The sequence below is a fragment of the Sphingomonas kaistensis genome, from assembly GCF_036884275.1.
In the GTDB taxonomy this organism is placed as follows: domain Bacteria; phylum Pseudomonadota; class Alphaproteobacteria; order Sphingomonadales; family Sphingomonadaceae; genus Sphingomicrobium; species Sphingomicrobium kaistense_A.
Genome location: NZ_CP145607.1, coordinates 827,139 through 847,500, shown reverse-complemented (window position 1 = coordinate 847,500; position 20,362 = coordinate 827,139). Strand labels below are relative to the sequence as shown.

General features: G+C 67.4%; 20 protein-coding genes. 6 read left to right on the top strand and 14 right to left on the bottom strand.

The window, feature by feature from the left end:
* Positions 1–305 precede the first annotated feature (305 nt).
* On the bottom strand, positions 306–740 hold the full coding sequence (locus V6R86_RS04050; protein WP_338502343.1) for a CBS domain-containing protein: 435 nt from the start codon (positions 738–740) through the stop codon (positions 306–308).
* A 74-nt stretch (positions 741–814) separates the two neighbouring features.
* Here V6R86_RS04050 and V6R86_RS04045 point away from each other — a divergent pair, with 74 nt between their 5' ends.
* Together V6R86_RS04045 and V6R86_RS04040 are read left to right on the top strand one after the other, a co-directional pair.
* A complete protein-coding gene (locus tag V6R86_RS04045; protein ID WP_338502342.1) occupies positions 815–1,114 on the top strand; it encodes a hypothetical protein in 300 nt (99 codons plus the stop codon).
* Positions 1,111–1,497 carry an acyl-CoA thioesterase gene (locus V6R86_RS04040; protein WP_338502340.1) on the top strand — a complete coding sequence of 129 codons (387 nt, stop codon included), beginning with the start codon at positions 1,111–1,113 and terminating at the stop codon, positions 1,495–1,497. Before V6R86_RS04045 ends, V6R86_RS04040 begins: the two co-directional genes overlap by 4 nt.
* On the opposite strand, the gene V6R86_RS04035 is transcribed toward V6R86_RS04040, so the two are convergent.
* From V6R86_RS04035 to hisS, 6 genes are all read right to left on the bottom strand, one after another.
* Positions 1,494–3,002, bottom strand: a complete 1,509-nt coding sequence (locus V6R86_RS04035; RefSeq protein ID WP_338502337.1) for a hypothetical protein — start codon at positions 3,000–3,002, stop codon at positions 1,494–1,496. The two genes, V6R86_RS04040 and V6R86_RS04035, sit on opposite strands and share 4 nt — an antisense overlap.
* A 4-nt stretch (positions 3,003–3,006) precedes the next feature.
* The gene (locus V6R86_RS04030) at positions 3,007–4,419 is read right to left on the bottom strand and encodes a DUF4139 domain-containing protein (RefSeq protein ID WP_338502335.1); all 1,413 of its coding nucleotides are present in this window, start codon (positions 4,417–4,419) and stop codon (positions 3,007–3,009) included.
* 90 nt (positions 4,420–4,509) lie between these two features.
* A complete protein-coding gene (locus V6R86_RS04025) occupies positions 4,510–5,355 on the bottom strand; it encodes a DUF4167 domain-containing protein (protein ID WP_338502334.1) in 846 nt (281 codons plus the stop codon).
* Between the two features lie 233 nt (positions 5,356–5,588).
* Positions 5,589–6,413, bottom strand: a complete 825-nt coding sequence (gene prmC / locus V6R86_RS04020) for a peptide chain release factor N(5)-glutamine methyltransferase (RefSeq protein ID WP_338502333.1) — start codon at positions 6,411–6,413, stop codon at positions 5,589–5,591.
* A gap of 12 nt (positions 6,414–6,425) precedes the next feature.
* On the bottom strand, positions 6,426–7,505 hold the full coding sequence (gene prfA, locus V6R86_RS04015) for a peptide chain release factor 1 (protein ID WP_338502331.1): 1,080 nt from the start codon (positions 7,503–7,505) through the stop codon (positions 6,426–6,428).
* Complete coding sequence (hisS, locus tag V6R86_RS04010) at positions 7,502–8,740, bottom strand: histidine--tRNA ligase (RefSeq protein WP_338502329.1); 1,239 nt, start codon at positions 8,738–8,740, stop codon at positions 7,502–7,504. Before hisS ends, prfA begins: the two co-directional genes overlap by 4 nt.
* Positions 8,741–8,792: 52 nt before the next feature.
* Between hisS and V6R86_RS04005 the strand changes: the two genes are divergently transcribed.
* Both V6R86_RS04005 and ppa read left to right on the top strand, forming a co-directional pair.
* A complete protein-coding gene (locus V6R86_RS04005; RefSeq protein WP_338502328.1) occupies positions 8,793–10,709 on the top strand; it encodes a peptidase M61 in 1,917 nt (638 codons plus the stop codon).
* On the top strand, positions 10,706–11,242 hold the full coding sequence (gene ppa / locus V6R86_RS04000; protein WP_338502326.1) for an inorganic diphosphatase: 537 nt from the start codon (positions 10,706–10,708) through the stop codon (positions 11,240–11,242). Before V6R86_RS04005 ends, ppa begins: the two co-directional genes overlap by 4 nt.
* Positions 11,243–11,260: 18 nt before the next feature.
* Here ppa and V6R86_RS03995 read toward each other — a convergent pair whose 3' ends face one another.
* Complete coding sequence (locus V6R86_RS03995) at positions 11,261–13,816, bottom strand: TonB-dependent receptor (protein ID WP_338502324.1); 2,556 nt, start codon at positions 13,814–13,816, stop codon at positions 11,261–11,263.
* Positions 13,817–13,923: 107 nt separating this feature from the next.
* On the opposite strand from V6R86_RS03995, the gene V6R86_RS03990 reads away from it, so the two are divergent.
* Positions 13,924–15,519: an amidase gene (locus V6R86_RS03990; protein WP_338502321.1), complete on the top strand. Its 1,596-nt coding sequence runs from the start codon at positions 13,924–13,926 to the stop codon at positions 15,517–15,519.
* Here V6R86_RS03990 and V6R86_RS03985 read toward each other — a convergent pair.
* Genes V6R86_RS03985 through ispG form a run of 3 tightly spaced genes read right to left on the bottom strand, consistent with a single transcriptional unit; the run spans position 15,516 to position 17,931 of the window.
* Positions 15,516–15,830 (bottom strand): multidrug efflux SMR transporter, encoded by a 315-nt coding sequence (locus V6R86_RS03985; RefSeq protein WP_338502319.1) that lies wholly within the window; start codon positions 15,828–15,830, stop codon positions 15,516–15,518. The genes V6R86_RS03990 and V6R86_RS03985 overlap by 4 nt on opposite strands.
* Before the next feature lie 9 nt (positions 15,831–15,839).
* Complete coding sequence (locus V6R86_RS03980) at positions 15,840–16,742, bottom strand: DMT family transporter (RefSeq protein WP_338502317.1); 903 nt, start codon at positions 16,740–16,742, stop codon at positions 15,840–15,842.
* Between the two features lie 55 nt (positions 16,743–16,797).
* A complete protein-coding gene (gene ispG / locus V6R86_RS03975) occupies positions 16,798–17,931 on the bottom strand; it encodes a flavodoxin-dependent (E)-4-hydroxy-3-methylbut-2-enyl-diphosphate synthase (RefSeq protein ID WP_338505397.1) in 1,134 nt (377 codons plus the stop codon).
* A gap of 77 nt (positions 17,932–18,008) precedes the next feature.
* On the opposite strand from ispG, the gene V6R86_RS03970 reads away from it, so the two are divergent.
* The gene (locus V6R86_RS03970; protein ID WP_338502314.1) at positions 18,009–18,902 is read left to right on the top strand and encodes a S1/P1 nuclease; all 894 of its coding nucleotides are present in this window, start codon (positions 18,009–18,011) and stop codon (positions 18,900–18,902) included.
* A 3-nt stretch (positions 18,903–18,905) separates the two neighbouring features.
* On the opposite strand, the gene V6R86_RS03965 is transcribed toward V6R86_RS03970, so the two are convergent.
* The 3 genes from V6R86_RS03965 to V6R86_RS03955 are packed head-to-tail and all read right to left on the bottom strand — an operon-like array spanning position 18,906 to position 20,358.
* Complete coding sequence (locus tag V6R86_RS03965) at positions 18,906–19,208, bottom strand: hypothetical protein (RefSeq protein ID WP_338502312.1); 303 nt, start codon at positions 19,206–19,208, stop codon at positions 18,906–18,908.
* Positions 19,208–20,161 carry an alpha/beta hydrolase gene (locus V6R86_RS03960; RefSeq protein ID WP_338502311.1) on the bottom strand — a complete coding sequence of 318 codons (954 nt, stop codon included), beginning with the start codon at positions 20,159–20,161 and terminating at the stop codon, positions 19,208–19,210. Before V6R86_RS03960 ends, V6R86_RS03965 begins: the two co-directional genes overlap by 1 nt.
* Positions 20,161–20,358, bottom strand: a complete 198-nt coding sequence (locus tag V6R86_RS03955; protein ID WP_338502310.1) for a toxin-antitoxin system HicB family antitoxin — start codon at positions 20,356–20,358, stop codon at positions 20,161–20,163. The genes V6R86_RS03960 and V6R86_RS03955 overlap by 1 nt, the downstream gene beginning before the upstream one ends.
* Positions 20,359–20,362: the final 4 nt, after the last annotated feature.

The following is a 20,362-nucleotide window of genomic DNA, read 5'->3' as shown; positions in this document are numbered from 1 at the left end:
ACATTGCCACACAAGCTGACCGTGAAGAGCGAACCCTTCCACAGCAGCCCCGGACTTTCTGACCTCCCGCCTGGTGGCGAGCGATCGATCCGCTTGAACCTTCCTTTCGGAAGAAGCGGCCGATCAGCCTGTCTGTCCGGTGCTTCCGAACACTGGGCCGAGGCCGCTGCGTCCGTTGCTGGAGCCGCATTTAGCCCCGCCTGAGATTCGCGCAACCCCCCAACTTCAAGTTTTCGCTCGATTTTTCGAGGTCGCGCGCGAGTCTATGTATAGGGGTCTGGCTGCAGTGACCTGAAAAAAGTTGGTCAGGCGGTCTGGATGTAGGTGCGCATGGCCTCGGCTTCGCGCTCGATCCGGTCGATCCGCCACTTCACCAGGTCGCCGATCGACACGATTCCCGCCAAACGCCCTTCCGTCACGACCGGCAGGTGCCGAATCCGCCGCGCCGTCATCAGCGCAAGCGCGCTCAGCACTTCCGAATCCGGCCCCACCGTGATGGCGGGCGCCGTCATCGCATCCGCGACCTTCCGCCGGCCGAGCTGCTCGTCGCCATGCGCCGCAAGGCAGGACACGATGTCGCGCTCGGACAATACGCCCTCGACCTCGCCCCTTGCGCCAACGACCACCAGCGCACCGATCTTGTTGCGATTGAGTTGGCTCGCAGCCTCGCTCAGTGTCGCGTCGCGCGCGACCGTGGCGACCTTGGTTCCCTTGCTCTGCAGAACGGCGGCGATGGTCATGGCGTGCTCACTCCCTCGTGTGGATGATTGCCGGGGTTGAAGGTCTCATCTTCGGCGCACAAAGGGAAGCCATCATGCCGCAACCCGATCCCATCCCCTCGCTCCGGCGCTCCCAGTGGCAGCGCTTTCGCCGGATCATGCGGTGGATGGCCCTGGTCTCGGTCCTGACCGCGGCCGCGGCCGTCTTCTTCGTGACCCAGGGCGAATCGGAAACCAAGATCCACATGCTGATCGCCACCGCGCTCGGCGCCGGGCTCAGCGTGCTCCTCGGCGCGGCGCTGATGACGCTGACCTTTCTCAGCTCGGGCTCGGGCCACGACGAGGAAGCCAGTCGCACCCCGGACGAGATTCTCATCGACAAGGACGAGCTTTGACCAACAACGACCCCCGCCAGCCGACGCTTCGGATCACCCCGGGGCCAAGCGATATCAACTCGAACGGCCACATCTTCGGTGGCTGGGTGCTGAGCCAGATGGATATCGCCGCGGGCATCGTCGCCTCGCGCCGCGCGCAGGGCGCCGTCGCCACCGTGGCGATCGAGCGGATGGAGTTCATCGCGCCGATCGAACTTCGCGACCTCATCAGCGTCTACGCGACGGTCGAGCGGGTCGGACGAACCAGCATGGCGATCCGGATCGAAGTCATCGCCGACCGCGATGGCGGGGCGCGGCAGATCAAGGTTACCGAGGGCCTCTTCACCTTCGTGGCGCTGGACGCCCAGCACCGCCCCCGCCCGGTCGATCCGCCGGCAGCCTAGCGCCGGAGGCGATAAGCCAGCGTCGCGGTGCCGTTCGCCGGAACGGTTACAAGCCACAGCAGCTTGCCGTCGCGGCGGATGAGCTTCGGCGCGTCGATCGACACCCCGTCGTCGCGGCCAAGCTCGACCTCGACCGCGACCGGAACCGAGCGATCGTTGGTCAGGGTCAGCGAACGCCGTTCCGAACCTTCTCCGCCAAGCCGTGCCCGCACGCCGCCTGACGTCGCGACGTTCACTTCGACCTTTTCGCCGACCGCGGTGTCCCGGACCGATCCTTCGCCGATCATCAGCGGACGGCTTGCCCCGGTCGCAAACAGCACGAGGTTTCCGGCCGGCAGGGGCAGGCCGAGGCCATCCGAGGCACGATTCTGCGCGCGCAGGACCAACTGTCCTTCCTCGTCGCCATCCGAATCCTCGGCATCGAAGAAAAAGCGATAAACCGGCTGCACCTTGACCACCGGCTGATCGATCAACCCGACCTGCTTCTGCGCCTTGGCCGCGACCGTCACCGGTTCGGGAATGCGATACAATTGCAGATCGCCGAGCCGCTCGCGCTCGGCCATGATTCGGGACCCCATCACCACGATCTCTGCCGCCATCGGCGGGGGCGGTGGGGGAGGCGGTGGCGGGATCGGGAATGACTCCGCGTCGGCATAGAATTCGCCGTCGGGACCCCTGACGAGCGTGGTCGTCGTCGCCGCCGGCCAGCATTGCAGCCGCAGCGGCGGGGCCGAGACCGGCGGCACATCGGTCCGCTCGCGGTTGACCCGTCCCGCGACAGCCTGTGTGGTCGCGCCGACAAAGCTCGTCTCGTCGGTGCTGGCGAGGGTCAGCCACGCCTGAAGCTGCACGGTCCGCTCGTCGGGCGACAACAACGCCACATAATCCGCCTGCCAGTCGAACCCGGTAGCGAGATACGATAAGGTCACCGTAGCGTTTAGCGGCTGCCTAGCGCGGACCCGGACCGACAGCATTGGGCGCGCCGACAGGCCGGCAGGCACGCGGTCATACACCAACGTCTCGGCCAGTCCGGTGCAGCGCAGCGCTTCGACCCCTGCGGCAGTCTGCAGCACCACGCCGCCGTCGCTGCCCGTGCGCACCACCGCGTCCTGCTCCGTTACCTCGCCCGTCGCGCGGTCGGTTCGGCGAAGGCTGACCCGCTGGCCGAGCGTGCGGTCGACAAGGCTCCCCGCCGACAACAGCAGCGCATCGCGATTTCGCTCGAGCAAACCTTGAGGAATGCCGCCGACGATCGCGCTTTGCGGGACGATGCCGCTCGCGACGCCCTCGAAGCGCAAGTCCGTTTCACCGGCGGGGATGGCGATGGCGCGGGTTTCGCTGATCAGCGCATAGCCGTTCAGCCACTGGCGTTGCGGCCGTTCATTGCCGCGGCTCTGATCGCGATAGATCGTCACCCTGACCCGCTCCGGCGCGGGCGAGGTGATCACCGTCTGGCCGAGCGCCGGGCCGGCGAGGCACAGCGCCAACAGCGCGGCGGCCCGCATCGGCCTAAAAGCGCGAGTCGACGGTGGCGGTCACGTTCGCCTCGCCATTGGCCGGCACCGTCACCCGCCATAGCGCGGCGTTGGCGCTGCGGCGCTCGCTCGTCTGGCTTTCACTGACGATCCGCGTGTCGCCCCCTAATCCGTCCTGCAGCAAATCCACCGTCACCGCCCGCGGCGAGGCATTGGTGAGCCGATAGCGCATCGCGGTTCGCCACCGGCTTCCATCGGAACTCAGCCGAGTCCGCTCGGTCACCGTCGGCTGCACCTTGATATCGAACGCCTGCCCCGTCGTCAGACCAAGATCGCTGCCCATCGGCGTGTGGCCGATCCGCGATTCGCCGACGAATTGCGGGGTGCCGCGGGTATCGCGCTGATAGACCCGCACAGTCCCCGCCGGCAGCGCATCGCCAAGACCCTGACGGCTCCCCGTGGAAAAGCGCAGCACCGAATTGGCGCTGACCGGCTGCTCGGTCGTGCCGAGCCATTGGTTGCGATATTCGTAAGCCCGGGTTGCAGGCGTCCCGCTGACGTCGAGAAAGCTGACCTGCTTCTGCTGCGCCTGCGCGATCGTGGTTCGCTGCGGAAGCGGATAAAGATAGAAGTCGCCCACCCGCGCCCGGGTCGCGCTGTCGGTGCCCGCCGCCATGACGTCAGCCGATGGTGGCGGCGACGGGTAGCGGCTCCGCTGCTCGGCATTGCCCACCGATCCCGCGACCAGCACCACGTCGGCATTGCGATAGGCCGTCCCGCTGCGGTTGTTCAGCGTGATCCAGCCCTGCACGTCCATCCGCCCGGCGGCTTCGTCGAACAGCGCGACATAATCGGCATCCCAGGCCAGCCCCGGCGTCAGATAGGTCAGCGTCACCGGCTGCCGCCCGGCGCGCGGTGCGGTGAGGGTCACCGACAGCGTCGGGCGCGGACGCAGGCCCTCCGGCACCTTGTCGAAGATCACCCGCACCGGCAGCCCGTCGTCGCGCAGCACTTCGATCCGCTCACCGATCTGCAGCACCACGCCGCCATTGGCCGCCAGCACCCGCGCCCGCTCGCGCGTTTCCGCACCGGTCGCCGGATTGACCCGGACGAGGGTGATGGTCTCCCCCACCGCCTTCTGCATCAGCGCCGACGGGCTCAGCAGATCGTAATCGAAATTCTGTTCGACGATCCCGATGCCGCTTCCGGTCAGGGTAACGGTTTCCGCCCGGATCCGCGCCGATACGTCGGGAAACTCCTGCCGCGAGCGTCCCGCGGGCAGCGTGAGATCGCGCCGGTCCTGCACCAGCGCGAGATCGTTGTTGTAGATGGTGACCGCGACATCGCCCTGCCCGCTCGCATTGGGGGCGGGGATCGCCTGCGGGGCGGTCGACTGGGCGGAAAGCGGCGCGGCGGCCGCTGCCACAAGTGCCACGAGCAGACGCATCAACAGGCTCCTTCCCCTAATGTCGGGAAGGAGCCTGTAATATTGTTACATGATCGTCAATGGTGCTGCCGGCTCAGCCAGCCAGCAGGATCAGGCGGCCGGAGCCACGCCCTCGTCATTGTCTTCGATCTTGCGGCGCGTGCGGCGGCGCGGACGGGGTGCTTCGGCCTCGCCTTCATCCTGGCTCACGTCACTGATTGGACCGATCGCGGGCGGAAGGAAATCGGCGATCCCGCTGCCGATCTGCGGCTCGGCAACTGCCGGCTCGACCTGCTCCTCCGCACGCGGGCGGCGCTCGGCCCGCTCGCGGCGAGGACGGTCCTCACGCGGCTGGCGATCTTCGCGGGGCTGACGCTCTTCGCGGGGTCGATCGTCACGCGGACGGTCGTCGCGCGGCTGGCGGTCCTCACGAGGACGGTCGTCACGCGGCTGGCGGTCCTCACGAGGACGGTCGTCACGCGGCTGGCGATCTTCACGGGGCCGGTCCTCGCGCGGCTGGCGATCCTCGCGCGGACGGTCGTCGCGATTGCGATCACGGCGCTCATAGCGATCACCACGCGGCTGACGATCCTGCCGCTCGGGACGCTCCTGGCGGTCCTGCCGCGGCTGATCGAACGATTCCTCGTCGCCCTCGCCGTCGAAGCCCTCGTCCTCGCCTTCGTCCTCATCGTCCTGCGAGGGACGCTGATCCTCAAAGCGCGAGCGGGTTTCGCCCAGCACGCGGAAATAATGATCCGCGAACTGCAGATAATATTCGGTCTGAACACGATCCCCGGCGAGCTGCGCGTCGCGGGCCATGTTCTTGTATTTTTCGAGAAGCTGGGCGGCATTGCCCCGACTGCGCTGATCGCGGCCACCGCCGCCTCCGCCTCCCCCGATACCTCGCGGCTGCTGACCCCCACGACCGCGACGGCGGCCGCCCTGGCGATTGTTCATCAAGCGTGACGTTCCTTGACCACTGGCGCCGAACAAATCCTCGAAGCGCGTGAGCTGCGGTGCCGGGCACGAACCGCTCGTTCCCGGAGGCCCCTGTTTCGTCCTGGCCGTCGCGCCACTGGGCCACGAAAACCGAAAGAGGTAGTAGGGGGTTGCCTCGGTCGGCTCCACAAAGCGGACCGGTGCTGAGCAAGATGTAGCCGCGAGCCGCGGTTTTTCCAAGTCTTTTTGCGTCAGGCCTTTATCAGCAGCGCGCGCGGCCGCCCGCCAAGGTCGCGCGCCAGCATTGGCTCGAGCCCTTGCGCGGCAAACAGCGCCGCCGCGCTCTCGCCCTGGTCATAGCCGATCTCGATCGCCGCCAGCCCGCCGGGCGCGAGCAGCCGCCCGACTTCGGGTGCCAGCCGGCGATAATCGTCGAGCCCGTCGGCGCCGCCGAACAGCGCTTCGGCCGGTTCATGCTCCTTCACGCCGGGACCGAGCTCGGCATTCTCGGCGACGTAAGGCGGGTTGCACAGCAACAGGTCGAACCGCTCGGTGACCTTTTTCGCCCAGTCCCCGCGGCGGAACTGCGCCCGCGGCGCCAGGCCCAGTCGCTGCGCATTGCGCTGCGCATAGGCCAGCGCCGCCTCGCTCGAATCGATGCCCAGTCCGGTCGCCCGCGGCCATTGGTCGAGCGCGGCGAGCAGCAGGGTGCCCGGCCCGGCGCCGAGGTCGAGGATGCGCTCGGGTCCGTCGCCGCGGGCGAAATGCTCGCACGCCGCCTCGATCAGCGTCTCGCTGTCGGGCCGCGGGATCAGCGCGCCCGGCCCGACTTCCAGTTCGATGTTCCAGAAGGCGCGGTGACCGATGATGTACGCCACCGGTTCGCCCGCGCAGCGCCGGTCGAGCAGGTCGGCGAAGCCTGCCGGTACCGGTGCGGTCGGCGGGCGCAACAGCAGCTCGTCGCGTTCGATCCCGTAGGCGTGGGCGAGCAGCAGTTCGGCATCGAGCCGCGGCGTGTCGGTGCAGTCGGGCAGCCGCCGCACCGCTTCCTGCAACGCGCGCTCGACCGTTTTCATGAGGAGCTGGCCTCAGCCATCCTCGAGCCCGGCCAGCCGCTCCGCCTCGTCCTCGGCAATCAGCGCCTCGGTCAGCTCTTTCAGCCCCGGCCCTTCGAGGATTTCGGGCAATTTGTGCAGCGTCAGGTTGATCCGGTGATCGGTCACGCGACCTTGCGGGAAATTATAGGTGCGGATGCGTTCGGACCGGTCGCCCGATCCGACCATGCTCCGCCGCGCGCCCGCCCGCTCGCTCGCCAGCCGCTCGCGCTCCAGCTCGAACAGGCGGGTCCGAAGCACCTTCAGCGCCTTGGCCTTGTTCTTGTGCTGGCTCTTCTCGTCCTGCTGGATGACCACCAGCCCGGTCGGCAAATGTGTGATACGCACCGCCGAATCGGTGGTATTGACCGACTGGCCGCCCGGACCGCTCGACCGATAGACGTCGATCCGCAGGTCCTTGTCGTCGATCTGGACGTCGACTTCCTCGGCCTCCGGCAACACCGCCACGGTCGCCGCCGAAGTATGGATCCGCCCGCCGCTTTCGGTCGCGGGTACGCGCTGCACCCGGTGCACGCCGCTTTCGAACTTCAGCCGCGCGAAGACGCCGTTGCCGTTGATCGAGGCGACCGCTTCCTTGTAGCCTCCGACCTCGGATTGCGAGGCGCTGATCAGCTCGAACTTCCAGCCATATTCGTCGGCAAAGCGCTGATACATGCGCAGCAGATCGCCGGCGAACAGCGCCGCTTCGTCCCCGCCCGTTCCGGCGCGCACTTCGAGCATCGCGGCGCGTTCGTCGGCGCTGTCCTTGGGGAGCAGTTGCAATGCCAATGTGTGCTCGGCCTTCGGCAGCGCTGCCTCGATCAGCGCCAGTTCCTCGGCCGCCATCGCGCGCAATTCCTCGTCCCCGTCGCGGGTCATCGTGCCAAGGCTCTCGCGCTCGGCCCGAAGCCGCCGCACTTCACGCGCCGCCGCCGCGACTGGCTCGATCTGCGCATATTCCTTGCTCAGGCGGACGAATTCCTCCGCCGGCAGATCGCCGCCGGCCATCATCGCCGACAATTCCTGCCGCCGCGCCTCGATCTGCGCGATCCGTTCGGAGGAAATGGTCGTCATGCGCCGGTCGCGACTTGCTGGGCCTGATCGATCCGAGCCTGTGGCAGCGAAAACGGCTTGAAGTTGCGAACTTGCTCGCCGTCGCGCACGTCGAGGGCTAGCACCGCGCCCGGACCGGATTTGGAAGCGCGCTGGAATCGCTTGCGCGGACTGCCCGTCACGTAGAGCTCGACGACGAAGCCGGCGGCGCGAAGCCGCGCCGCGGTCCCGATCGCTTCCGCTTCCACCGCTGCATTTTCCGCCACCACCGCAATCTCGGCGGTCTGCGGTGCCGGCGCATCGATCAGCATCGACAGCCGCTCGATCCCCGCCGCCCAGCCGATCGCCGGGGTATGCGGACCGCCCAATGCCTCGACCAAGCCATCATAGCGCCCACCCGCCAGCACCGTCCCCTGCGCGCCCAGCGCATCGGTAACGAACTCGAAGGCGGTGTGACGATAATAATCGAGCCCGCGGACTAGCCGCGGCGCACGCTCCCATGCCACCCCGGCGGCGTCGAGCCCGGCGGTCACCGCGGCGAAGAAGTCGCTCGCTTCGGCGGTCAGGAAGTCGTCGATCACCGGCGCCGAATCGACGATCGGCCAGTCGGCATGCGCCTTGCTGTCGAGGATCCGCACCGGATTGCGGTCGAGCCGGTCGCGGCTGTCCTCGCTCAGATCCGCGCGATGCGACGCGAAATGCGCGTGCAGCGCATCGCGCCACGCCGCGCGCGTTGCCGGATCACCGAGCGTATTAAGCTTGCACACCACATTCCCGCCGACACCCAGCTCGGCCAGCAGCTGCGAGGCGAAGCTCAGCACCTCGACATCGGCCTGCGGCTCGACCGCGCCGAGGATTTCGGCGTCGAGCTGGTGGAATTGCCGGAAGCGGCCCTTCTGCGGCCGTTCGTAACGGAACGCCGGCCCGTGGGTCGCGGCCTTCAGCGGCACAAACTGCTGCCAGCCCTCGGTCAGATACGCTCGCGCAATTCCGGCGGTGAACTCCGGCCGAAGCGTGACGCTGTCGCCCGAGCGATCCTCGAACGTGTACATCTCCTTGGACACCACGTCGGTCGTCTCGCCGAGCGAGCGGGCGAACACTGCGGTCGGCTCGAGCACCGGCACCTCGACCCGGCGAAAGCCGAACAGGCGGCGGACGCGCTCGAAGGTCGCGACGACATGCGCGAAGCGGTCGGCTTCCTCGCCAAGGAGCGACTGCATGCCGCGGACGGGTTGGGGCGTGTTGATCTGGGCCATGAATGTGGCGCAGCCACTAGCCGCCCCGCGCCGCCGTGGCTAGGCGGGGGTCATGCGTAGCTTGTATCTTGCCGCGGCGCTGTTCGCCGCCTCCCCCGCCCTCGCTCAAATCGTCCCGCTGTCGGCGCCCCAGCCGGTGCAGTTTCCGCAGACGATTCCCGCCGCCCGCGATGTCGCGTTTCCCGGTACGATGCGGCTCGACGTCGATGTCAGCGACCTCCGCCAAGGCATCTGGACCGTCCGCCAGACCATCCCCGTCGTGCAGGCGGGCCGGATGACCCTGCTGTTCCCGCAATGGTTGCCCGGCAAGCACGCCCCGCGCGGCGAACTCGAAAAGCTGGCGGGCCTGACCTTCACCGCAGGCGGCCGCACCCTGCAATGGGAGCGCGACGCAGGCGAGGTCTACGCTTTTCACGTCGATGTCCCGGCCGGCGCCAGCGAGATCGAAGCACGCTTCCAGTTCATGACGCCGACCGAGGGCAACCAGGGCCGCATCCTCGTCACGCCCGACATGCTGAACCTCCAGTTCGAGATGGTGTCGCTCTATCCCGCGGGCTACTTCACGCGGCGCATCCCGGTCAGCGCGACGGTCACTTACCCCGCCGGTTTCCGGTCCGCGACGGCGCTTCGCCCGACCGCCACTACCGGCACGCGGGTCACCTACGACACCGTCAGCTACGAGACGCTGCAGGATTCGCCGATCTTCGCCGGCCGCTATTTCCGTCGCGACGATCTCGGCCAGAACGTCTCCCTCAACACGATCGCCGACAGCCCGAAGGAGGTGGTCGTCTCCGCCGACGTGCTTCAGCGTCACCGCAATCTCGTGACCCAGGCCGTTCGCCTGTTCGGGACGCGCCAGTTCGACCATTACGATTTCCTCCACGCCATCACCGACAAGATGGGCGGAATCGGGCTCGAGCATCATCGCTCATCCGAAAACCAGAACGACCCCGGCTACTTCACCGACTGGAAGGCGAGTCTCCCCGACCACAATCTGCTGCCGCACGAATTCGTGCACAGCTGGAACGGCAAGCACCGCCGCCCCGCCGACCTGTTCACCCCCGATTTCCGCACCCCGATGCGCGACAGCCTGCTGTGGGTGTACGAAGGGCAGACCCAGTTCTGGGGCCACGTGCTCGAAGCCCGTTCGGGCCTGTCGACCAAGGCCGAGGTGCTGGACAAGATGGCCAACATCGCCGCCGCCCTCGACCTCACCAAGGGCCGCGAATGGCGCCCGCTGGTCGACACCACCAACGATCCGATTGTCTCGGCGCGTCGGCCTAAGGCGTGGACCAGCTGGCAGCGCAACGAGGATTATTACAACGAAGGCATGCTGGTCTGGCTAGAAGCCGATGCGATTATTCGCAGGGGCACGGGCAATCGCCGCGGCCTCGATGATTTCGCCCGCGCTTTCTTCGGTACCCGCGAGGGCGATTGGGGCGTGCGCACCTACACCCTCGACGATATCGTGGCGGGCCTGAACGCCGTTCACCGCTATGACTGGCGCAGCTTCCTTCAGCAGCGAGTCTACGAGCCGTCGTCGGCCGGCGCGCCGCTGAACGGCTTCACCGCCTCGGGCTACCGGCTGGAATACACCGACACGCCCAACGCGGCGCTGGCGGCGTCGATGAAATCGTCGCGCGGTCACAATTACAGCTGGTCGCTGGGCATGAGCCTCGACCGCGAAGGCAAGATCACCGCCGTGATCTGGGACGGTCCCGCCTTCAAGGCCGGCCTCACCACCGGTCAGACGATCGTCGCGGTCGGCGAGAAGGCCTATAGCGAAGACGCGCTCAAGGCGGCGATCACCGCGGCCAAGGGCGGCACGACGCCGATCCCCCTGACGATCAAGCGCGGCGACAGCGTCCGGTCCGTGCCTCTTTCCTGGAACGGCGGTCTTCGCTATCCGCGCCTCATCAAAACAGGCGAAGGGCGGGGCGCCCTCGATATCCTTCTGGAGCCAAAGTGAACCTAGATCTCGTGCCGGCGGGCGCCAATCCGCCCGAATCCATCAACGTCGTCATCGAAGTGCCGATCGGCGGCGAGCCGGTGAAGTATGAGCTCGACAAGAAGTCGGGCGCCATCTTCGTCGATCGCATCCTGCACACCGCGATGCGCTATCCGGCCAACTACGGCTTCATCCCCCACACGTTGGGCGAAGACGGCGATCCCCTCGACTGCCTGGTGATGAACCGCTGGCCGTTCATGCCGGGCTGCGTCGTGCGCGCGCGCCCGGTCGCCGTGCTGTTCCTCGAAGACGAAGCCGGCGGCGACGAGAAATTGCTCGCGGTGCCCGACCTCAAGACGACCCCTTATTACGAAGGGATCGGCGAGGGCGAGAATCTGCCAAAGATCGTGTTCGACCAGATCGCCCACTTCTTCACCCACTATAAGGACCTCGAGCCCGAAAAGTGGACCCGTGTCGGTCACTGGGGCGACCGCGAAGACGCCAAGAAGGTGATCGTCGACGGTCTCGAGCGGGCGAAGCGCGAAGGGTTCTAAGCCCCTCGCCCCCCGTCTTTATTCGTCAGGTCGCCCACCCGCCGCGCGCTGCTGAAAGGCGCGCTGGATGAAGCGGTTGGGAATGAATAATTTGCGGAAGGTCACGCCCACCGTCCGCCCGATCGGCTCCAGCCGGTCGGGCTGATAGGCGAAGGGAATGGTGCTCGACGCGCCATTCACCTGCGGCCGCGCATTGAAGATGTTATTCACCTCGAACCGCACCGAGCTGCCGCGCAGGAACGGCACCTTGGTGACGAGGTCGAGCCGCTCGCCGAGATTGGCGAAGGCGCGCAGGTCGAAGGTCGCATAAGGCGAGAAGCGCAGATCCTGGCCGGTCGAAGCGATCCGGGTTCCGCTGCGCCAGTCACCGCTCAGCCGAAGCCCCAGGCCATTGTTGTAATAGCCACTTTCGACCTCGACCTGATGCCGCGGCCGGCCACCATTCGAATTCAGCGCCTCGCCGCCGAGATAATCGAGCACCGGCAAGCCCGGTCCGATCACCAGTTCGTCGGTGAAGGTCACGGTATGCGTCGCCGACAGCGTCAGGCGTCCGCCCCGTCCGCCGCCGAAACGCCCACCACCGCCGCCTGGACCGCCACCACCGAAGCGAGGCCCGCCGCCCTGTCCTCCGCGGGTGGCAGCACCCGAGGGCGGGGGCGACGGTGGCGCATCACCTTCCGTGCGAACGGTGACGGTCGGCGCCGGCGTTGTCCCATCGGTGTTCGGCCGCGGCGCGTTGGAAATCAGACCCTGCTGCCGGGCACGGTCGACCAAGCGCGTGATCGTCTGCTGCGACGGACGCTGCGTCAGTAGTGACTTGGTGAAATCGAAGCCCCAGCGCAGCGTCTCGCGGGTCGAGCGATCGGCGTTCACCGGGCGCAGGTCGACGCTGATCAGCCGCAGCGACGCGTCGCGCTGGAAGCGGTTCGGAAACGCCTGTTCCAGCGCGGCGGTCGCGGCGGGGAAGCTGATCTGCGGATTGTCGATGGTCTGCCGGACGAATTCGGCGCGGAGGCGCAGATTCTGCTCCTCAAACGGCTGCCAATTGCCGCCGATCTTTAACACGTTGCGCCTGTCCGCCTCGAGATCGCGATTGCCGCCCGTGATGGTGGTGACCGGCACAGTGACCCCGTTACGCGCGTCGAAGAAGGGCACGCCGGTGGTCTCGAGGAACGGGTCGCCGAGCTGCTGCAACGACGGCGCGCCTTCTTCGCGGGTCCAGCTGGCGAGCAGGTTGAGCCGTGCCGCCGGCGACCAGTTGAGGCCCGCGCCGATGCTGGTCAGCGTCCCGAAATCGTCGAGATAGCGCAGCCCGCCATTCACGTTGGCGGTAAGCCGCCCGATCGCCGAGGCGCGCTCGGTAAGCGGCAGGTCGGCATTGGCCGAGCCTTCGGCGATGTAGCGGTTGAAATTGGACGGCGTGATGAGGCCGAGCCGCCGGCTCTTGCTCTCGATCCCGAGCGCGCTTGCCCCGGCTTTCAGCGTGACATTGGCCATCCCCGCCGGAAGCTGGACCAGCGGCCCGTTGGCGGTGGCGTCCACCACCAGCGACCGGCGGGTCGATTCGCTGAGATCGCCGCGCAGCGCGGTCTCCGATTCGCTGCGCACGATTTCGCCATTGGCGGTGGACGACAGCCGCCAGCGATCGATCTGCCCGTTGAGCGACGCGCCCAATCCGAAGGTCGTCCCGCTGGTTTCGCGGCGCAGATAATCGCCATTCAGCAGCCCGAGCCCGCTGCTGCCGTTGCGCCGCTCGGCCTCGCCGGTCAGCGTGCCGTTGAAGATCGACGATACCGGCCGGCTCAGCGTCCCCGATACCCGCGCGGTCTGCCCGGCGCCGACGAGGGTACGGAACGGCCGGCTGTCGATCGTGTCCTCCGCTCGGACGCCGATAGTGCGTTCGTTCTCGAACAGCGGGTTGTTGCCTTCGAGGCGGACATTCCCGCTGGTGCGGGTCTTCTCGCGGATGATCAGCTTGCCGGCATCGGCCCGGCCGGTCGCATAGCCGCCATCGGTGGCGACCCGCCCGCCAAGCTCCACCGTGGTCGAATCGAAGCGCCGGCGAAGCACGATGTTCACCACGCGCTGGTCGGCGGCATAACCGTATTTCAACGCCACCTCTTCGGGCAGGATCTCCGTCCGCTGAATCGCTTCGGGCGGAAGATCGCGAAGCTCACGAAAGCCCGAGATGCGCTGCCCGTTCAAAAGCACCACCGGCGCCCCCGCGCCGCGGCCGCGCGCGCTGCCGGTCTGGGTCGCGATCGAATCGAGCAGTTCGCCGATGCTGGTCGCGCCGGTGGCGCGGATGTCGCGGCTGTCGAGGACGTTTTCGGGTGGAATGTTGCCGATCACCGAGCCGCGTGGGCGGGAGCCCGTAACGGTGATCTCCTCGACTTCCTCCCCTTCCTCGTCGGTCACGATCTGCGACGTGACCGCCGGCTGCGTCGCGGCCGCGGTGGCGGCTTGGCCGGTCACGTTTTGCTCCGTCGGCGTGGGGGCGGGCGCAGGCGCCTCCTGGGCAGCGAGGGGCGCGGCGAAAAACGCCGTGGAGGCGAGAAGAAGGGTCTTGGTCATGTCTGCCTTGAAAAGGATCTGCGGTTCAATCGTTCCGGCGGCTTGTGCCTCTGCGATGAACCTGAAATGTCTGTCACCCCGACCTTTCGACCAACCGGAGCCAGGCTTTGACCAGCGACCCGCGTATCCCGTTCCTCGCTGCCCTGTTGCTCGGCGGCTGTGCGACCACCTCGCCCGACCCCATGCCGGCCTCTGGCCCCGCTCCGATGGCGGCGACTGCCGTGCCGCCGCCTCCCGTTCGTCCGGACTTCGAGCAATTGACCGCGACCGACAGCGTGCGGGCCGCCGCCGCCTGGATCGCGGCGCAGGATGCAAAGCTTCACGCCGTCATCGCGCTCGATCCCACCGCGCTCGATCAGGCCGGCCGGGTCGACCGAGCGCCGCCGGGAAGCGGACCGATGCGTGGTCGTCCGATTTTGCTCAAGGACAATATCGAGGCACGGGGGATGCCGACCACCGCCGGCAGCCTGGCGCTTGCCGGCAACAACACCGGGCGGGACGCGCCCATCGTTTCCCGCCTGCGCGAAGCGGGCGCGGTGATCCTCGGCAAGACCAACCTTAGCGAATGGGCCAACATCCGCTCCACCAACAGCATCTCGGGGTGGAGTGCGGTCGGTGGTCAGACCCGCAACCCCTATGCGCTCGACCGCAACACCTGCGGCAGTTCGAGCGGATCGGGCGCGGCGGTGGCGGCGGGCTATGCCGATTACGCCATCGGCAGCGAAACCGACGGCTCGATCACCTGCCCGGCGAGCATGAACGGCGTGGTTGGCCTCAAGCCCACCATGGGCCTCGTCAGCCGGACGCACATCGTGCCCATCAGCGAAAGCCAGGACACCGCCGGCCCAATGACCCGCACGGTCGCGCAGGCCGCCGAGCTGCTGACGGTGATCGCCGGCACCGACTCGGCCGATCCCGCCACCGCCGAGGCCGACCGTCGCAAGACCGATTATCGCGCCGGTCTCTCCGCCGATGCGCTGCGCGGCAAGAAGATCGCGGTGCTGCGCTTTGCCGCCGGCTTCGGGACCGATGCCGCCTTCGAGCAGGCCCTTGGCCAGCTTCGGCAGGCCGGCGCCGAGCTTATCGAAATCAAGGAATTCAAGCCGACCGGCAATTACGGCAACGACGAATATGCGGTGCTGCTGACTGAGCTCAAAGCCGGCATGAACGCCTATCTGGCCGGCAGTCCTTCCGCCGGCCCCAAGACCCTCGCCGACCTGATCGCCTTCAACAAGGCCAATGCCGCGACAGAGACGCCGCTGTTCGGGCAGGAGACCTTCGAGGAAGCCGAAAAGACCAAGGGGCTCGCCGACCCCGCCTACAAGAAAGCTCGCGCCAACAGCCTGCGGATCACCACCACCGATCTCGACCGGCTGCTGAGCGGCGTCGACGCGGTCGTCTTTCCGACCCGGCCGGCGGCGTGGAAGATCGACGCGGTGCATGGCGACCAATCGCCGGGCGGCAATGCGATCGGCTCGATGGCAGCGGTGGCGGGCTATCCGCACCTCACCGTCCCGATGGGACTGGTGCGCGGGCTCCCGGTGGGCTTGAGCTTTGTCGGGCCCAAATGGTCGGACGGGCGGCTGCTCGGCTTCGGCCATGCGTTTGAGCAGGTGCGGGGGCCGTTCCCACGGCCCAACTTCTATTCCAGCATCGAAGCCTCGCCCGAGGTCGCCCCGGCGCTGGAACCTCAGCGCCGCTAGGCGGTGAGCTTCAGGCCCGCGATCGCCGCGACGATGGCGAGGATCAGCAGCAGGCGGATGGTGGTGGAAGGCTCGTCGAAGAACGCCATGCCGACCACCACCGTCCCGATCGCCCCGATCCCACCCCACACCGCATAAGCGGTGCCCATCGGTATTTCGCGCGCGGCGCGTTCGAGCAGCAGCATCGACAAGGTCACGCTGACCAGAAAGGCCCCCGTCCACGGCAGGTTGCGAAAGTCGTCGACGAACCGCAGCGAGGTGGTGAACCCGACCTCGAACAGGCCGCCGATGATGAGCAGGATCCACGCCATGATTCGCTCCTAGGGTGCCGCTTCGAGATGCGGGTTGGCTGCCTGCGGGCTGCGCGCGGCAAGCAGGCAGCCGGCGACGATCAGTACCGCCCCGGCGAGGGTGAAGGCGCTGAGATGCTCGCCGAATACCAGCCAGCCGAACAGCGCCGCCCACAGGAAGGCGGTATATTCGGTCGCCGCCAGATAGCTCGCTTCGGCCCTCGCATAAGCCCAGGATAGGAGCAGGAGCGACAGGGTGGACAACACCGCGGCCCCCAGCAGCGCCGGCCAGTGAATCATGGCCGGCAACTCGGTCCCGATCACCGGCAGGGCGGCAAGCAGCACGGCGGTGACCGTCAAATTCTGGAAGAAAGCAATTTCCATCGGCCCGGCCGCCTGGCTCTGCCGCCGCATCATGATGATGTTCACCGCATACAGCACCGCCGACAGCAGGATCGCGAGGCTTCCGAGTAGCGCTTCGCGCCCGAGATCGGCACGGGCCTGGCCGATGAAGATCACGATCACGCCGGTGAAAGCGAGGAGCGAGGCCCCGACCGTGCGCTTGCCGACCTGTTCGCCCAACAGGACCGCCGCCAGATACAGCGCGATCAGCGGGGCGATGAAGGCGAGGGCGATGGCCTGCGCCAGCGGAACGTGACCGATCCCCCAGAAGAACAGCAGCCCCATGAAACTGGTCAGGACGCCGCGCTCGACATGTAGCCGCAACACCCGCCGCTCGGGCCAACGCTTCCACCGCGAGGCATAGGCTGCTCCCGCGAGCGCCACACCGGCGAAGCTTCGCCACAGCATGGTGGAATAGACGCCGATCGCCAGCACCAGTCCCTTCATGATCGCGTCCATGCCCGAGAACAGCGCGATGCCGAGCGTGCCGACCGCAAAGGCGATGGCGGGAGAGGCGGCGCGCGCGGTCATGCCGCGCGGCCTAGACGATGGCGGGGCGGGCGCAACCCCGGCGGACGTGCCCGGGTTACTCGGCGGCGGCCGGCTCGGCGGTGGCGGCTTCCGCCGCTTCGATCTCGGCCGCCTTCGCCTCGACCAACTTGACGATGTGATCGACCATATTCTCGTCGGCGACATGGTGATCGGTGACGCCCGACAGATAGACCATGTGCTTGCCGTTGCCGCCACCGGTTACGCCGATGTCGGTCTCGCGCGCTTCGCCGGGGCCGTTCACCACGCATCCGAGAACCGACAGGCTCATCGGTGTGCGGATATGCTGGAGGCGCTCTTCGAGCTTCTCCACTGTGCGGATGACATCGAAGCCCTGCCGCGCGCAGGACGGGCAGGAGATGACCCGCACGCCGCGACTGCGGATGCCGAGGCTCTTCAACAATTCGTAGCCGACCCGAACCTCTTCCTCGGGCTCGGCCGAGAGCGAGACGCGAATGGTGTCACCGATCCCGCTCCACAGCAGCATGCCGAGGCCGACGCTGCTCTTGACCGTTCCGCCGATCAGTCCGCCCGCTTCGGTGATACCGAGATGCAGCGGGCAATCGACCTGGCTCGCAAGCTCGGTGTAGGCGGCGACGGCAAGGAACACGTCGCTCGCCTTCACCGCGACCTTGTAGTCACGGAAGCCGTGATCCTCGAGGATGCGGATGTGATCGAGCGCGCTTTCGACCAGCGCCTCGGGGCAGGGCTCGCCATATTTCTCGAGCAGATCCTTTTCGAGGCTTCCGGCATTGACCCCGATGCGGATCGCGCAGCCATTGGCCTTGGCGGCGCGGACGACTTCGGCGACGCGCTCGGACGACCCGATATTGCCCGGGTTGATCCGCAGGCACGCGGCCCCGGCATCGGCCGCCTCCAGAGCGCGGCGATAATGGAAATGGATGTCGGCGACGATCGGCACCGTCGCCTTGCGCACGATTTCGCGCAGCGCGGCCGTGCTTTCGACGTCGGGGCAGGACACGCGGATGATGTCGGCACCCGCTTCCTCGCAGCGACGGATCTGCTCGATCGTCGCCTTGGCGTCGCTCGTCAGCGTGTTGGTCATGGTCTGGACGGTGATCGGCGCATCGCCGCCGACAGGCACGTTGCCGACCATGATCTGACGGGATTTGCGGCGCTCGATATGACGCCAGGGGCGAAGTGAAGACATAACAGTCATATAGAGCCCTTGCATGACGTAACCAAGGCAGGCTTTCGCCGGCCTCGGGGCGGCGCTAAAGCAGCGGCGTGCCGATCATCAGACTCCTCGCAGCGCTTCTGGCGCTGACCGCCGCCGCGCCTGCCGCAGCTTATTGGGAATATACCCACCGCATGGTCGCCAGCATCGCCTGGGACCAGATCAAGCCGGAGACGCGGACGAAGCTTCGTGCCCTGATGCGCGAAGGCGCGCGGCTGGAAACCCCGGAATGTCCGGTCGGCACGCTGGAGGATGCCAGCGTCTGGGCCGATTGCATCAAGCCGATGGGCGACCGCTTCAGCTATCAATCGAGCTGGCATTATCAGAACGTCAACATCTGCAAGCCGTTCAGCCTGCGTGATGCGTGCAAGGACGGCAATTGCGTGTCGGCGCAGATCGACCGCAACGCGCGTCTGCTGGCCGACAAGAAATTGCCGGTGCGCGAGCGGGTGATGGCGCTCGCCTATCTCGTCCACTTCGTCGGCGACCTCGCGCAGCCGATGCACGGCGGCGACCGCGGCGACCTTGGCGGCAACCAGGTGCCGGTCACCTACGGCATCGTCGAAGGCCGGACCAATCTTCACGGGATCTGGGACGGCTGGATCCCCGAGCGTGCGGTCACCTCGCCCCCGGGCGGCGTCAAAGGCCTGCTGAGCGGTGTCACCCCGGCGCAGAAGGCCGAGCTGGCCAGCGGCACGGTCGAGGACTGGAGCCGCAAGGCGTGGGAAAACGCCCGCACCTATGCGTACACGACGGCGCTTGGCGATCCCTGCCGCGAGCGGGGCAAGGACGAGCGCGGCGTGGTGACCGAGGCCGAAGTGCAGGCGCTGATCCCGGCGGTGCGCCAGCAGGTGCTGGCCGGCGGCCTGCGCCTTGCCCGGATGCTCGATGACGCGATCCTGCGCGGCCAGGCCCCGCAGCGACCGGGGCGCAGCAGCGAATAAGCCTCAGCGCTTGCCGCGCCGCTTCCAGGCGCGGAATTCTGCCAGCTCGTCAGGAGTAAGGTCGAGCTCGACGCGCTCCGATTTGGCAATGGCGAAGCGGACGAAGCCGAAGGTGACCAGCCCGATTCCCGCAATGTAGGGGACGAGCAGCCACTTGTTTCGATCGAGCCACGGATCGAGGAAGAAAGACGGAATCGTCACCAGGACGACGAAGATTGCGAGCGCTGACCAGCCCTTCGCGTTGCGGGGATTGATGTTCCGCTTGCCGCCAGGCCGCACCCAGTAGGTGAACCACGGCTCGTCCATCACTTCCTGCCCGTCACGAAGGCGGCGATCCGGTCGGTAAGCCCGGGCGTCAGCGGACGATCCGTCTCGGCGTAGGTAGCCAGGTTCGGGCCGCGTTCGGCCGGCGCATCACTCAGCGCATGGTTCATCGCCGGAAACAGCACGTAAGACGCCTTGGGCGCGGCCTTCTTCAGCACCTCGCCATTGACGGTCCCGACCTGCACGTCATGCCCGCCCTGCACGATCAGCATCGGCCGCTTGACCGCCGCTGCCAGCTTGGCCGGATCCTGCGCCAGCAGCTCGATCATGAATCCCTGCACCGCGGGGTTGAACAACCCTTGCGCCAGCGCCGGGTGCAGGCCCGTCACCGCGACCCTGCGACCGGCCTCGAGTTCGCCCAGCGCTTCCTCGGCCGAGGCAAGCACGGGCGCATTGGCGGGATTGGCGCGAAGCTGCTTGCGGATGGTGTCGCCAAGCCGCTCGCCGGGCGTTGCCAGCAGCACGACACCGCAGACATTCGGACCGCCAGCGGCGCGCAGTGCGACCAGCCCGCCCTCGCTGTGCCCTGCGACCCACACACATTTCTGACCGGTGCGACGGCGTGCGGTTTCGACCCAGGCCCGGACATCGCCGTCATAATCGGCAAAGGTTGCCTCGTTCGGATTGCCGGCGGCCTTGCTCCCGTACATGCCGCGCTTGTCGATCCGCAGCGTCGCCACGCCGCGCGTCACCAGCGCCTCGGTAAGCTTGCGATACGGCGCCGCCTTGACGGCATTCGGATTGTTGCCGTCGCGATCGGTAGGGCCGGAGCCCGGAATGATGATCATGGTCGCCTTGGGCCTGCCCGCCGGCGTCAGGAGATAGGCTTCCAGCGCGCCATTCGCCTCCGCGCGGATGGCGGTGCCGGACGAGACCCTGGCGGGCGGTACCCCCTGCGCGGCGAGGACGGCAGCGGCAATGAGCAGGGCAGGCATCATTCACTCTCCTTGGACGGCCGGCCGCGCTTGACCGGCTGGGGCGGCGACAGTTTGACCCCCCGGCTCTTCAGCGCTTCGCGCAGCAGGCATTCGACTTCGGCATTAGCGGAGCGGAGGTTAGCGGTCGCGCAGCGCTCCACCGCCGACCAGAGGTCGGGATCGATTCGCAGTGGAAAGGCCTTGCGCGCCGCCATGTGC

Bases quoted from the DNA above. Each gene is read 5' to 3' on its own strand.
- V6R86_RS04035 (WP_338502337.1), bottom strand. From the start codon at position 3,002: ATGCGGGCCGCCGCGCTGTTGGCGCTGTGCCTCGCCGGCCCGGCGCTC.
- V6R86_RS03980 (WP_338502317.1), bottom strand. From the start codon at position 16,742: ATGACCGCGCGCGCCGCCTCTCCCGCCATCGCCTTTGCGGTCGGCACG.
- V6R86_RS04050 (WP_338502343.1), bottom strand. From the start codon at position 740: ATGACCATCGCCGCCGTTCTGCAGAGCAAGGGAACCAAGGTCGCCACG.
- V6R86_RS04025 (WP_338502334.1), bottom strand. From the start codon at position 5,355: ATGAACAATCGCCAGGGCGGCCGCCGTCGCGGTCGTGGGGGTCAGCAG.
- V6R86_RS04045 (WP_338502342.1), top strand. From the start codon at position 815: ATGCCGCAACCCGATCCCATCCCCTCGCTCCGGCGCTCCCAGTGGCAG.
- V6R86_RS03955 (WP_338502310.1), bottom strand. From the start codon at position 20,358: ATGGCGGCGCGCAAGGCCTTTCCACTGCGAATCGATCCCGACCTCTGG.
- prmC (WP_338502333.1), bottom strand. From the start codon at position 6,413: ATGAAAACGGTCGAGCGCGCGTTGCAGGAAGCGGTGCGGCGGCTGCCC.
- V6R86_RS03995 (WP_338502324.1), bottom strand. From the start codon at position 13,816: ATGACCAAGACCCTTCTTCTCGCCTCCACGGCGTTTTTCGCCGCGCCC.
- ispG (WP_338505397.1), bottom strand. From the start codon at position 17,931: ATGTCTTCACTTCGCCCCTGGCGTCATATCGAGCGCCGCAAATCCCGT.
- prfA (WP_338502331.1), bottom strand. From the start codon at position 7,505: ATGACGACCATTTCCTCCGAACGGATCGCGCAGATCGAGGCGCGGCGG.
- V6R86_RS03965 (WP_338502312.1), bottom strand. From the start codon at position 19,208: ATGGACGAGCCGTGGTTCACCTACTGGGTGCGGCCTGGCGGCAAGCGG.
- V6R86_RS03960 (WP_338502311.1), bottom strand. From the start codon at position 20,161: ATGCCTGCCCTGCTCATTGCCGCTGCCGTCCTCGCCGCGCAGGGGGTA.
- V6R86_RS03985 (WP_338502319.1), bottom strand. From the start codon at position 15,830: ATGGCGTGGATCCTGCTCATCATCGGCGGCCTGTTCGAGGTCGGGTTC.
- V6R86_RS04005 (WP_338502328.1), top strand. From the start codon at position 8,793: ATGCGTAGCTTGTATCTTGCCGCGGCGCTGTTCGCCGCCTCCCCCGCC.
- V6R86_RS04030 (WP_338502335.1), bottom strand. From the start codon at position 4,419: ATGCGTCTGCTCGTGGCACTTGTGGCAGCGGCCGCCGCGCCGCTTTCC.
- hisS (WP_338502329.1), bottom strand. From the start codon at position 8,740: ATGGCCCAGATCAACACGCCCCAACCCGTCCGCGGCATGCAGTCGCTC.